This window comes from Corynebacterium alimapuense (assembly GCF_003716585.1).
Taxonomy (GTDB): domain Bacteria; phylum Actinomycetota; class Actinomycetes; order Mycobacteriales; family Mycobacteriaceae; genus Corynebacterium; species Corynebacterium alimapuense.
The window spans coordinates 602,480-614,629 of the sequence record NZ_PTJO01000003.1 but is presented as its reverse complement, the minus strand read 5'-3'; the positions used below and the strand labels follow the sequence as shown (position 1 = coordinate 614,629).

The window sequence follows — 12,150 nt, the reverse complement described above, 5'->3', positions numbered from 1 at the left end:
AATTACCTGGGATACCTGTTGAGTCCCCCGGTTGCACCCGAGCTTGTTTAGCTAGAATACGTGTTTTCCTCAGTCAAGGCCTATCTAGTCAGTCTTGAATCGTTGTTGAGAGAAAGATCTCGTACTGAGGGGTATATTTCTATCCCTTTTAGGTGGGGGATTGGGGGCAGTGGAAATTTATCCAGGTAGCCATTCGGGGCGGCTTATCCATACTGCCAATTCTGCTCCTAATTGTAGGAGATTGAAAGTCTTAGAAGATGGGCACATTCATGCGATCACAAGCATCTAATTGATGCTTTGTACTCGGCTTTTGGCTCAACGCTGTCCGATGGGAACTGCGGGTCAAGTGCGGTAGAGTTCGGATATTTCCGGCGTGTCGAGGTGGTGGCTGAAGCTGTCAATGTGGGTTGAAGGTGGACGGAATCAGGAAAAACCTGCATACTCCTTGTATTCTGCTGATAGAAGCTAGGACATCTGAAGTTCGCCGAATCGCGGCGGGCTAGTTACAAGGAGGAACAAAGAAGTGGTGGACGCTCCGGGCGTGGTCAACGAAAACGCCCAGGAATATGCACAGACTCTCGGCGTCAAGCCGGAGATGACCGTTCTTGAGGTCGGTTGGGATGAAGACTGCGATAACAGCATCTCCGAAGCGATCGAGGACGCCATTGGCGGGGAACTCCTCGAGGATGAAACCGATGAGCTCTGTGATGTCGTGTTGCTGTGGTGGCGGGAGGAAGATGGTGATCTGGTTGACGGCCTCGTCGACTCCATTCGCCCGCTGGCAGACAATGGCTGTATCTGGTTGCTGACCCCGGGGGCAGGCAAGGATGGCACTGTCGCTCCAGGTGAGATCTCCGAGTCTGCGCAAACCGCCGGACTGGTGCAGACCACCGCCACTAGGATTGGAAATTGGCAGGGTAGCTGCCTAGTTTCCCGTGGTTACTCTAAAAAGTAACCCTTAAGTACCCTGTTTGATTGTTATCGTGTTAAGATCTCCAAGTTCTTTCCGATTGCCTCAGACAGGCAGTACGAGAGCGCCCTTAGCTCAGCTGGAAGAGCAACTGGTTTACACCCAGTAGGTCGGCGGTTCGATCCCGTCAGGGCGCACAATTAAAAAGCAGGCCACGGTAGGTTTTCAATCAACCACCGTGGCCTGCTTTTTCGTTTCTGACCCATTTTTGGGCATATTATTTCCGCACCATATTAGGGGTAGCGCTTCCCCCACGGCACGTTCACCGGGCCTGTCCCGAGCAGAAACGCCGCACGTCCAAAGCTAGGTGCGACTAGTAGCACTAGAAGCGTTCTTGGCCGCGCTGCCGGAATTTACGGTAGTGGTCGGGACGAGCATCGCCGTAACGGGCACGTGGACGGGGAGAGCTTGGGGGCTCTTGTGGCGTTGATTCTTCTTGGTCCTGTGGTGCATCTGAGGAGGACGGACCCTCCAGATCTTCTGGAGCAGAAGGATCCTCGGGATCGTCGATAAGTTCTTGTTCTTCTTCGCGTACACGGCGACGCTCTTTGATCTCTGCCCAGATGAAGTAGCCCAAGCCCAGTGGAGCCATAATGCCGAAGGCGATCCATTGGAACCCGTAGGACAGATGGGAGCCTCGGTCTAGTTTGGGCACTGGGATCGCGTAGAGCTCTCCTGGTTGATCCGAAGATAGCTGGACGTAGTCGTGGGCCAGATCAGCTCCGGTCAACTCTGATATTTGCTCGGTATTGATGCCGTAGACCTGCAAATAGCCATTATCTTCAAACGGATCTGTCGGTGGGGTGACCTCGTCGAGACGGACATGGCCGAGAATGCTCACTTCCTCGGTAGGCGCAGGAATGATATCCGGAATGCTGCCTTCCAAGGGCTCAGAAAAACCTCGGTTGACCAAGATTGTTTCCCCGGAGTTGAGCTGGAATGGGGTTAATGCATGGAAAGCCGGCTGGGATTCGACTGGACGAAGCCGAAGTAGGACCTCATCTTCGGGAAGGTAGCGACCTTCAAGGATAACTCGGCGCCATTCGTCATCTGGGTCGACAAACCCATCAGCATCGAACACCTCAGTGGCATCGACGGGGTCAATGACAAAAGCTGCATCGATGAGTTCATTGCGGGCGACGATAGCGTCGTCCTTATTCAGCTGCCAAGGGGCAAGAAAACTAAAAGCGGCGTAGGAGAAGCCAACGATGGCGATGAGCATCAATAGCCAGCCGGGACGGAGAAAAATCCGCCACCCGGTCCGGCGTTTAGTGCTCGAGTTAGATCGATTGTCCACGGTGCTACTCACATTGAGCGAGTTTACCTATGTACGCAAGCCTGCCTGAACCTGTTGGCGTACCCAGCTCAAAACGCCCTCAGTACAACGGTCGATTTGGATGCGGGTTTCGGTAAATCCCTCCGGGCCGCCGTAATAGGGGTCATCGACGGAAGCTTCAGCAGGTGCTGTCGAGTCAAAGCTGCGCAGCAGGCGCACTCTTTCTTCCGGTACTCCGCGAGCAAGTAGCTCGGCAACATGTCCGGTGTCGAGAGCGACGAGTAGATCGGCTGAAAAATCATCCGGCCCAAATTGGGAGGCCACATGCTCAGAGCCGTCATGGCCACTGGTGCGCAGTTCAGCTACGGCGCGCTTATCAGCGCCCTGGCCTACATGCCAGCCGCCAATGCCGCAGGAAGAGACACGGACCTTGTCGCTCAATCCTGCCGCTTCGAGAGCATCACGGATAATGATCTCTGCCATAGGGGAGCGGCAGATATTGCCGGTGCAGACGAAATCTAGGTGCAGTTGTTCTTCGCTAGGCCAAGAGTCGGGCATTGATGATCCTTTCCAGATCCTCAGGAGTGCGTGCCGTGCGGTATGCGGTTTCCCATTCCTGCGGGGTGCCATAACCCCAGGTCACTGCGATGGTGTCGATGTCGAAATGAGCGGCTCCCTCGATGTCATGAGAACGATCGCCGACCATGACAATATCTGAGGTTCGCTCCCGCCAACCATTCGAAGCCAGGACGTAGTCAATAACATCGGCCTTGGCTCGGCGCGGACCATTTTCTTGGGCAGCACCGAGGAAATCGATGTAGTCGAGGAAACCCTCGCGTTCGAGGATTCTCCGAGCGAAGCCCTCGCCTTTAGACGTCGCGGTGGCGATAGTCAGTCCCTGCTGCTTCCAGGACACCAATAATTCGAGCATGCCGGGAAATGGAGAGGCTTGTTCCCAACCGCCGTTGTGGGTGTAGTCGAGGTAGGACGCCAGACCCTGCTGAGCCTGCTGATCGGTCATTCCTAGAGATTTGAGGGTCAACTCCATCGGTGGACCTGCGATCTGAGATATGAACTCCTCTGAGGGATGCTCCCAATCCAGTGCGTCTAGCGCGTGGAGAAACCCGGCACGGATGCCGGGGAGGGAATCGATGAGAGTGCCGTCGACGTCGAGAAGGAGAATACTCACGAGCCTAGAGTGCCAGACTCAGCCCGATTCCGCCCGTCTACACTTGACTCCCATGACCACCGTCGCTGAGATTCGCTCTGTACTTGAGGACGCCTATCCGCCGAAGCTTGCGGAGAGCTGGGACGCCGTGGGGTTGATCTGTGGTGATCCCGCCTCCCCGGTAGATACCGTTGCCTTTGCCCTTGATTGCACCCAAGCAGTGGCTGAACAGGCAGTGGCCAGTGGTGCTCAGATGCTGGTAGTGCACCACCCTTTGCTACTTCGTGGAGTGACCTCGGTGGCCGCAGACACCCCGAAAGGCAAAGTCATTCACACGCTGATCACCGGTGGGGTGGCCTTGTTTGCTGCACATACCAATGCCGATTCAGCCAGGCCGGGAGTCAACGATCGACTTGCCGAGCTGGTGGGAATTTCCTCAGGTTCGCCGATTTTGCCCAGAGGCGGAACGAACTTAGATAAATGGGGAGTACAGGTACCACCGGCCAATGCGGAGGCGCTGAAGTCAGCACTCTTTGCCGCGGGAGCAGGCCAGATCGATAACTATCAGGACTGTTCCTTTGAGGTCTCCGGTACCGGTGAGTTCACTCCAGTCGTGGGTGCTGACCCAACTATCGGACAGGTAGGCCAGCACCATAGTGACGTTGAGCTGCGGATAGAGTTTGTTGCCCCGGCTGCCAAACGGCGCAGTCTGATTACGGTGCTGCGCGAGGTCCATCCGTTTGAACAACCTGCTTTCGACATCGTCGAATTGGCGGATACCGATAGTGCTGAGAATTCCTATGGTTTGGGTAGGATTGGTGAACTTCCAGAGGCAATGACGCTGCGGGAATTTACCCAGCAGGTAGCCGATAGACTCCCGGTGACCTGTTGGGGAGTGCGAGCAGCTGGTGATCCAGAATCGATAGTGAAAAAAGTCGCCGTATCCTCTGGTTCTGGAGACAGCCTGCTTGACGCGGTCCGTGGTTTGGGAGTGGACGTATTTGTTACCTCCGACCTGCGGCATCATCCAGTCGATGAATATTTACGTGCCGGTGGACCTCCGGTGATTGATACCGCGCACTGGGCCAGCGAATTCCCGTGGACTGCTCAGGCAGCCGAACTGGTGCAGGAACGCGCGGGCGTCGATACTGAGATCATCGAGTTGAGAACCGACCCCTGGACACTGTCCGCACATTCAAGCTAGTAGAAAAGGTAGATATGAAACTTCAACCCACTCAGCAGGCGGTTCTGCTGGAATTAGCCTCCACCGAACGCGCTCTCCAAGTCACTGGTGGAAAGGCTTTTGTCACCACTGAGCAAAAGGACTTGAACCGGCTGCTCAAAGAGCAGCAAGAGATGCGCAACGCCGCAGCCTCGGCTCAAATGGCGGTCGATGACATGGAATCGGAGATTCTGCGAATCCAAGAAGATGAGCGCAAGCTGCGCCGTCGCGAGCGCGATGATAAAACCCAGCTCACCGCTGAGGTCGATCCGGTTCGTCGTCGTGACATTGAGCATGATCTCTACTCTGCCAAGTCCCGCATCGCCGATCTGATGAGTGAGCTGCAGGAAGCGCATAATGAGATTCACGCGCTGCGTAATAACCGGGATGTCCACGGCGCGCGTCTGGATGATCTAGGCCGCAAGATTGATCTGGCTAAGCGTGCCGCGGAATCCGCAAACGAGGCTTCTTCCGCGAAACCTGATCCGCAGACGCTGATCTTGGAGTTGCGCGCTCAGCTATCCACAGAGGCATTAGCTGCCTATGACGCGCAGAAGAATGATTCTGATATTGGAGCCGCTGACTTCAACGGTCGCGCCTGCGGTGGTTGCTTCATGGTCTTGGGCACGCTTGACCAATCGGCTATTCGCAAGGCTCCGGCTGATGAACTGCCGCATTGTCCGGAATGTGGCACCTACCTGGTTCGGACGTAGATCTGGTGGCTGACCACAAAAAGCTCCTGATCTACACCGATGGTGGTTCCCGGGGAAACCCTGGAATTGCTGGTTCCGGAACGGTGGTCTATTCCACCGAGGGTGAGACCCTCGCGGAGATCGCCTATGTCGTGGGCAAGAAGGCCACCAATAACGTTGCTGAGTACCACGGCATGCTGCGTGGCCTAGAAGCTGCTCGTGATCTGGGCGCCCGGGAGCTAGAGATCCGCATGGACTCCAAACTCGTCGTAGAGCAGATGAGCGGGCGGTGGAAGATCAAACACCCCGACATGCAGGCATTAGCGCTCAAGGCTCGTGATCTGATCAAGAGTTTTGATCAGGTCACCTTTACTTGGGTTCCGCGAGCAAAAAACAAGGTCGCTGATCATCTGTCGAATGTGGCTATGGACGCGGCGGCAGATGGGCATGCCCCAGGCATCGTTGATGATGGTCAATCTGCCGGGCCATCTGCAGAATCCTTATCGACGCCGCCGTTGTCGCCGGAATCATCATCGGAGACCTCGGCAGCTACTCCCGCGACTTCGGCCGCACCTGTTGACCAAGCATCGGTGGGTAGCCCCGGTCATTGGACTGGAGCAAGCTCCCCACCCACCCGATTAGTGCTGTTGCGCCACGGCCAGACAGCCATGTCTGCGGCCAAGCAGTACTCAGGACGCTCCAATCCAGCCTTGTCCGAGATCGGTATGGCGCAGGCACGGGCAGCCGCCACGGCCTTAGCCGAGGGAGAACGGATCGACGCCATCGTCACCTCGCCATTGACTCGTGCCCGGCAAACGGCCGAAGAAGCAGGCCGAACATTAGGCCTAGAGGTGGAGGTCTTGGAAGGACTCACTGAGCTTGATTTCGGCATGTGGGAGGGCAAGACCTTCGAACAGGCACATGAGTTAGATTCGCAGCTGCACGAGGAGTGGATAGGCAACCCCACGATCACTCCACCTGGTGGAGAAGCCCCCCAAGCGCTGCATAAACGGGTCCGCACTGTGCGCCGCGAGCTGGTCGAGCGCTATCCGGGCAAAACCGTGCTGGTAGTGGCCCACGTCATGCCCATCAAGTCGTTGGTGCGCCAAGCTATCGATTCCGGACCGCATGTGCTGTCTCGCATGTTTTTGGAACTAGCTTCTATCAGCGTGGTGGAGTTTTTCCCCGGGCAAGCCCGCGTGTCATCCTGCCTTCGATCTTTCAATGACACCGCGCATTTGAAAGATATCTAAGCTGCAGAGCACCGTTGGTGGAATGAGGGGGCCAAGGGGTAGAGTCAGATTTCGCGAATGAGTTGGCTGGGTGATCGCGGCGGCTGAACCACCCCGGTATCGGGGAAGGCAGTAGTCGAGGAAAGTCCGGACTCCACAGAGCACGGTGGTTGTTAACGGCAACCCGGGGTAACCCGCGGGCACGTGCAACAGAGAGTAGACCGCCAGGCCTGATTGGTCGGGTAAGGGTGAAAGGGTGCGGTAAGAGCGCACCGGCGGGCCAGGTGACTGGTCCGGCCAGGTAAACCCCACCGGGAGCAAGGCATCAAAGCCTGCCAATAGCGCAGGCTGGTTCGGATGATTGAGGGTGACTCGCCTGAGTCCGAAGGTAGCTGCTTGAGGCGATCAGCGATGGTCGACCCAGATGGATGTTCACCGCCTCTTTTAGAGGTACAGAATCCGGCTTATCGGCTGGCTCATTCGCCTATTTTTAAAAAAAGAAAGTCCTTCCCTAGGGAAGGACTGGCTGGCAGGGAGCACGGCGGCGTCGATAAGCTTTGTTGCCTATTGTCGCCAGAAAAGCTCCCCAGCCATTAGCCGCTGGTTTCTCCGACGAGACTTACAAACCCTTGCCGGAGGGGGAAACCAAAATCTTCACGGCCGTCTCATTGTGGTTGATGAGGGTATCGAAACCTTCATCGATCAGGTCCTCAAGTGCAATCTTGCCGGTAATGAATGGCTTGAGATTGACCTTGCCGGACTCAACCAGCTCAATGGTGGCTGGATGCGCGTTGACGTAGCCGATCGTGCCACGCAGATCGATTTCCTTCATCACCAGCTTGTGCATGTCGAACTTGGAGCGTTCACCCCAAATCGAGACGACGACGATCTTGGCAGTGGGCTTAACTGCATCCATCAAGGTATCCAGAACAACCTGGACGGAGGTGCACTCGAATGCGACGTCTGCGCCCTCGCCGCCGCTGATCTTGTGTACTTCATCGGAGACATCGACCTCAGTCGGATCCAGAGCATAGTCTGCGACTCCTGAATCCAGGGCCTTCTGCCTACGCAGCGAGGAAAGCTCGGAGACCACAACGGTCGCTCCGGCTGCCTTGAGTACTGCGGCAGTGAGCAGACCGATCGGCCCGGCTCCGCCAATCAGCGCGAACTTACCGGTGGCATCCTGAGCTAATCCGGCCCGATCAACGGCGTGGTAGCCGACGGACAGTGGCTCGATCAGAGCGGCTTCATCCAAGCCGATGTCCTTGGAGATTTTATGCACCCAGCGACGGCGCACAACAATGTTCTCGGAGAGTCCGCCGCCACGGCCACCTAGGCCGATGAAGTTCATATTCGGGGACAGATGATAGCTGTTGTTGTTCGAGGAAGTATCTACATCATCGCCGATGATATAAGGCTCAACCACCACGTGATCGCCGACCTCAAGATCGTCTACGCCCTCACCGAGTTCTGCGACTACACCAGAAAACTCATGCCCCATGGTTACCGGAGCCGTCTCACCTGAGATTGGGTGCGGCGTGTCGTGGGTGGGGCAAAAGATCGGACCATCTAGGTACTCATGCAGGTCGGTTCCACAAATTCCACACCACGCTACGTCGATGCGGACGGTGCCCGGTTCCAAGTCCTGAGGAGTGGTCTCTTCAATCCGGATGTCTTTTTGGTCGTAGAAACGTGCAGCTTTCATGGAGAAAAATTACCTTTCTTAGGGTCCACGTGACGCTTCCATTCTAGGGTTTGAGACCTTTGGTTGCCAGGATGCTAAGTCCGTAAGGAAGCAATTCTGCAGTGCATCGGCAACTTTTCTGGAAGTGGACTTTTGCGGGAAACTGCTCTTTGGTAAGTGGACACGTCATATTCTGAGACAACCTAGCCACAGAAGCTGCCAAAAGCCTTGGCTAAGCGCAGCTAGATCTGAGCCAAACGCTTCTTATGAGCTAAGGAGACGGACGGCTCGAGGCGAATTCTTCCTTGCTGCTAAATACTCGGGAAGGCGCTTAAGAAATTTCTGCCAGCCCTGCTACTTCGCCTGCTTCCAACTTGATCACGAGTAGGCCATCAGCGGAGAGATCGGCGGCAAAGTTCGCGGCATGATGCTTATCGACGCCCGTGATTACCGCAGTTGACGACCCTGCCGCAGCAGATCGAGCACTCTGTGCTCCCCGTTCCAGGCATAGCTGGGCCAGCTCCGAGGCCCCGTGAAGGTCATATTTGCCGACTAATTCCGATTGAGATTGTGCAATCAACGGCCAGATCGCCGGAAGCCGCCGCGAACGCAGCGCTTGGCTTAGGCGCCGAGCTCGGAGGGTTTCCTCCTCATGGAATGACAACCACGCTCCGGCTTCTTTGAGACTCGGGGAGTCCGCTTCGCCATGGACTTTATGGACAGCTCGCAGCCACTCTAAGACGCGTTGAGGGGCATCCGGAAGCAGCCGTAATGACTCCGTGCCGAAGGCCTGACACGCAGTGGCCAGGAAGCGCCGCCGCCGGCGGATCTCTTCGTCAGCGTTGGTGTGGGTGCCGGGGGCCATAATGGCGAAAAAGTCGATCCCTGAGGTTTGCAAGAGCGGGGCTTGAGTAAGCGAACCGTCGGCATAGTCGATCACGCTGATGGTCTCACCTGAACCGCGAAGTGCGCAGGTATAGCGGGCTCGAAGCGGAGGAGTGGCGGCGAACATCTCCGCCGATTGCACACATACCTCAGCCAGGCGAGTGCGCGTTGGGGCCAGATCCAGTCCCTCGGCAAAACCCTGCAGTGCCAAGGCGAAAGCTGCCTCTTGGGCTGCTTCAGCTCCCAAACCCGCCCCTTGGGGGATGTCATCGACCACAGTGACATCCATGCCCGCGGTCTCCCGGGTCAGCAATTGCCGGTGAATCATGGTCCACGCGATGCCACTCAACCGAGCAGCTAGACCACCTTCCGGCGTCGGCGGGACTACCAAGCGCCCACGTTCATCGACGGTAGGTTGTTGCTCGGCAGCGCGCTCAGCCACGTCCCTGATGCTGACGCTGTCGGTGGTCATTGATATTCCGTCGACGCCGGTAGCGTATCGAGTCACCTTCACCAGATCGTCTTGGCGGGGAGAATAGGCAACTGCTACTCGAGGTGCGGCTTGTGAAATGAGCACGACCCCACCAGCGTAGTCAACGTGCTCGCCCAATAGCAGCCATGTTGCAGGTGCATCCGCTGCCTGAGTAGCCGCAACCCCAGTGTTTTCCTGATGGATGCTGAGCACCCGTTCGAGTGCGGGGGCCTGACTGCTGGGCCACATCGGCATTTTCTTAGGTCTCCTTAGCGATCACTGGTTTGCGAAGCAGGCTCAATACTCTTGCTAGGTATCCGCTTTACTTTAGCCGCCTCCCCGGTGTGGGAGCACGAGTAGCCTGGATGGGGCAACCACAGATCATGGCTGGAGGAAGAACACATGAGCAGCAATGAACAAAAATGGTATTTCAACCCAACCACCGGAGAGATTGACCAAGGAAAGAAAAGCTCCTGGGCCAATCGGATGGGTCCATATGACACCCGCGAAGATGCCGCTAGCGCACTAAAAATTGCCGCGAAACGCAATGCTGACATCGATGCGGCAGAGTCCGAAGACGATGACTGGGGCAAACCAGCTGCCTGGTAGGCCACTGAGCGGACAGACCTACTGTTGTATGCACAGTAGCTGTCTACGTTCGCGGTGACCGAGCCAGTGGCCTACTTCTTTTTAGACTTCTTCTTTCCTTTTCCCTTGCGGCTGTTTTTGAGCGATTTCAGCAGCCGCGCGTAGGCAGCCTCGATCGCTTCGGCTTCCTTGGCATAATCATCCAAGGCACGCAGGCCGATCATGCGTTCACGCTGATAGAGGACGCCGTAGCCGAAGGTATCTTCACCGCGACGGTGAGCATGATCTGCCAATTGGAGTAACCGATCGCGGGAAGTCACCGAATCTTGAAAATCTCCCAGGCTCGATTGCATGGCCTTGCAGGAGTTGTATAGCCGTTTCGTTTTCAGCTCCGTGGCTGCGCCGACGGCCTCTGCGGCATAACGCAGCTTCTTAGCGGATTTACGCATGTCATGGAAGAAGTCCTCCCGCTCATGCAGGCTTAACTCGCGGTTGCTCCAATTCTTCACGGCCTTGCGGTGGCGTTTGCGGAGTTTTTTATAGGCTTCATCGAGGTGCTCTGATAGTAGCTCCTCGACCTGGGCGGGAGACTGAGATGAGGCGTGGGCAGGCTCTGCTTCTCCTGCTTTCTCTGGCTCCGTGGCTGCAGTCTGCTCACTGGGCGCCTGCTCCTCGGTCTCCTCGGCGGTCTCCTCGACATCAGACGCAGGGGTGGCTTCATCTTCGACCGTTGCCTCGGAGGTATCAGTCGAAGCAACATCAGCAGAGTCCGATTCGGGCTCAGACTGAGACTCAGGCCCGGCCTCGGGCTCTGGCTCAATTGCGGTAGGAGCGATCGTGACCACGGGGGGATGCGCCAAGAGATGATCAATGGCGTCGAGGAGATCTAGGTAACGCTCGGAATTGAGAGTGGCGATCACTCGACGGTGGGCCCGTCGGTACTCCGCCCCCATGTCATGGCGCAGGTGCTCCTTGGTGTCCTCGTCTAAGACTCCTGAGTCCTCCGAATCGAGCAGACTGAGAAATCTCTCCTCAACGACTTCTGCATCTCGAGCATGTCCCAACATCTTCGCCAGCAGTTTGAGCTCGGACTCGATGTACTCAAGCTCTTGTCCGCCGAGGATTCCGTTAAACGTCTCGATATGGCTACGTAGTTCCCTGGTGGCCACTCGCATTTGATGGATGGAATCCCATTCATCGCGACGGACTATCGGGTCATATTTCAGCAGTTTGTCTCGGTTGAGTGTCAATGCGGCAATCACTGCAGCGGCTGGTGAATCACCAGCTATGTCTGGTTCGACTTGGAATGGCGGAAGCGGAGCATTATTGGCTGAGTCTCCCAGCGCCATGACAAGTTTTGACGGGGAAGACGACACCCGCGCACCGGCGCTGAGCAGCAACGCGGTGGCCGAAGTCATCAAATCGGTGCCGAGTTCGGTGCCCGTAGTCTCACCTGCGAGCTCTATCTCCCATTCCCGCCATGACGACTGGGTGCCACCGGGCAGGAGCGACCATGCAGTGACGTGGTCATCGCAGAATTCAGCGACCGGGGAACCATTTGCTCCTGCCAGAGTAGATTCCACCCGCGCGTTATCGACCTGGGCAATCGGAGCCAGCGGTTTGCCTCGTACTAGTGCCCGCACCTCGGAGAGTAAGTCTTCAGGAACCTGGTAAAAACCATCGACAGGTTCGCCCATGGGAGCTTGAATCTCTACCCGACCCGCAGAACCCGGCAGTTTAATATGCCAACCGGCATCGTGTCCGCCTTCCCGGCGTCGGAGGGTGATTTTTGATCGGGTAAGTCGGAGATCCTCGGTGTCGTAGTAAATTGCAGAGAGATGGTGGGTCGTGGCTGAAACGACACCGTCCACACCAGCTAGTCGGGTCAGGTCGGGGACGATGGCGCTATCGGCCACCGCAAACTTGGCTTCGACTTCAAGGAAGCTACGGGTGCTCACTGA

General features: G+C 56.7%; 11 protein-coding genes, 1 tRNA gene and 1 other RNA gene. 7 read left to right on the top strand and 6 right to left on the bottom strand.

Going from position 1 to position 12,150, the window contains the following annotated elements; all coding sequences use genetic code 11:
• Positions 1 to 523: 523 nt before the first annotated feature.
• Positions 524 to 955 carry a DUF3052 domain-containing protein gene (locus C5L39_RS04210; RefSeq protein WP_123047605.1) on the top strand — a complete coding sequence of 144 codons (432 nt, stop codon included), beginning with the start codon at positions 524 to 526 and terminating at the stop codon, positions 953 to 955.
• Between the two features lie 79 nt (positions 956 to 1,034).
• Positions 1,035 to 1,107 (top strand) — tRNA-Val (locus tag C5L39_RS04205).
• A gap of 185 nt (positions 1,108 to 1,292) precedes the next feature.
• On the opposite strand, the gene C5L39_RS04200 is transcribed toward C5L39_RS04205, so the two are convergent.
• The 3 genes from C5L39_RS04200 to C5L39_RS04190 are packed head-to-tail and all read right to left on the bottom strand — an operon-like array spanning position 1,293 to position 3,435.
• Positions 1,293 to 2,279: an SURF1 family cytochrome oxidase biogenesis protein gene (locus tag C5L39_RS04200; RefSeq protein ID WP_123047604.1), complete on the bottom strand. Its 987-nt coding sequence runs from the start codon at positions 2,277 to 2,279 to the stop codon at positions 1,293 to 1,295.
• Between the two features lie 15 nt (positions 2,280 to 2,294).
• Positions 2,295 to 2,804, bottom strand: a complete 510-nt coding sequence (locus C5L39_RS04195) for a low molecular weight protein-tyrosine-phosphatase (RefSeq protein ID WP_123047603.1) — start codon at positions 2,802 to 2,804, stop codon at positions 2,295 to 2,297.
• Complete coding sequence (locus C5L39_RS04190; RefSeq protein WP_123047602.1) at positions 2,785 to 3,435, bottom strand: HAD hydrolase-like protein; 651 nt, start codon at positions 3,433 to 3,435, stop codon at positions 2,785 to 2,787. The genes C5L39_RS04195 and C5L39_RS04190 overlap by 20 nt, the downstream gene beginning before the upstream one ends.
• Positions 3,436 to 3,487: 52 nt before the next feature.
• Here C5L39_RS04190 and C5L39_RS04185 point away from each other — a divergent pair, with 52 nt between their 5' ends.
• From C5L39_RS04185 to rnpB, 4 genes are all read left to right on the top strand, one after another.
• Complete coding sequence (locus C5L39_RS04185; protein ID WP_123047601.1) at positions 3,488 to 4,618, top strand: Nif3-like dinuclear metal center hexameric protein; 1,131 nt, start codon at positions 3,488 to 3,490, stop codon at positions 4,616 to 4,618.
• Positions 4,619 to 4,632: 14 nt separating this feature from the next.
• On the top strand, positions 4,633 to 5,349 hold the full coding sequence (locus C5L39_RS04180; RefSeq protein ID WP_123047600.1) for a zinc ribbon domain-containing protein: 717 nt from the start codon (positions 4,633 to 4,635) through the stop codon (positions 5,347 to 5,349).
• Between the two features lie 5 nt (positions 5,350 to 5,354).
• Positions 5,355 to 6,581, top strand: coding sequence for a bifunctional RNase H/acid phosphatase (locus C5L39_RS04175; RefSeq protein ID WP_245974870.1), 1,227 nt, complete (start codon positions 5,355 to 5,357; stop codon positions 6,579 to 6,581).
• Positions 6,582 to 6,639: 58 nt separating this feature from the next.
• Positions 6,640 to 7,043: RNase P RNA component class A (gene rnpB, locus C5L39_RS04170), an RNA gene on the top strand.
• A 136-nt stretch (positions 7,044 to 7,179) separates the two neighbouring features.
• Here rnpB and C5L39_RS04165 read toward each other — a convergent pair.
• Both C5L39_RS04165 and C5L39_RS04160 read right to left on the bottom strand, forming a co-directional pair.
• Entirely contained in the window at positions 7,180 to 8,265 is a 1,086-nt protein-coding gene (locus tag C5L39_RS04165; protein ID WP_123047598.1) for a 2,3-butanediol dehydrogenase, read from the bottom strand.
• Positions 8,266 to 8,575: 310 nt separating this feature from the next.
• On the bottom strand, positions 8,576 to 9,856 hold the full coding sequence (locus tag C5L39_RS04160) for a galactokinase family protein (protein WP_123047597.1): 1,281 nt from the start codon (positions 9,854 to 9,856) through the stop codon (positions 8,576 to 8,578).
• A 147-nt stretch (positions 9,857 to 10,003) separates the two neighbouring features.
• Here C5L39_RS04160 and C5L39_RS04155 point away from each other — a divergent pair, with 147 nt between their 5' ends.
• On the top strand, positions 10,004 to 10,210 hold the full coding sequence (locus C5L39_RS04155; protein WP_123047596.1) for a hypothetical protein: 207 nt from the start codon (positions 10,004 to 10,006) through the stop codon (positions 10,208 to 10,210).
• 71 nt (positions 10,211 to 10,281) lie between these two features.
• Here C5L39_RS04155 and C5L39_RS04150 read toward each other — a convergent pair whose 3' ends face one another.
• The gene (locus tag C5L39_RS04150) at positions 10,282 to 12,147 is read right to left on the bottom strand and encodes a CHAD domain-containing protein (protein WP_123047595.1); all 1,866 of its coding nucleotides are present in this window, start codon (positions 12,145 to 12,147) and stop codon (positions 10,282 to 10,284) included.
• Positions 12,148 to 12,150 lie beyond the last annotated feature (3 nt).

Bases quoted from the DNA above. Each gene is read 5' to 3' on its own strand.
- C5L39_RS04160 (WP_123047597.1), bottom strand. From the start codon at position 9,856: ATGCCGATGTGGCCCAGCAGTCAGGCCCCCGCACTCGAACGGGTGCTC.
- C5L39_RS04155 (WP_123047596.1), top strand. From the start codon at position 10,004: ATGAGCAGCAATGAACAAAAATGGTATTTCAACCCAACCACCGGAGAG.
- C5L39_RS04165 (WP_123047598.1), bottom strand. From the start codon at position 8,265: ATGAAAGCTGCACGTTTCTACGACCAAAAAGACATCCGGATTGAAGAG.
- C5L39_RS04180 (WP_123047600.1), top strand. From the start codon at position 4,633: ATGAAACTTCAACCCACTCAGCAGGCGGTTCTGCTGGAATTAGCCTCC.
- C5L39_RS04195 (WP_123047603.1), bottom strand. From the start codon at position 2,804: ATGCCCGACTCTTGGCCTAGCGAAGAACAACTGCACCTAGATTTCGTC.
- C5L39_RS04185 (WP_123047601.1), top strand. From the start codon at position 3,488: ATGACCACCGTCGCTGAGATTCGCTCTGTACTTGAGGACGCCTATCCG.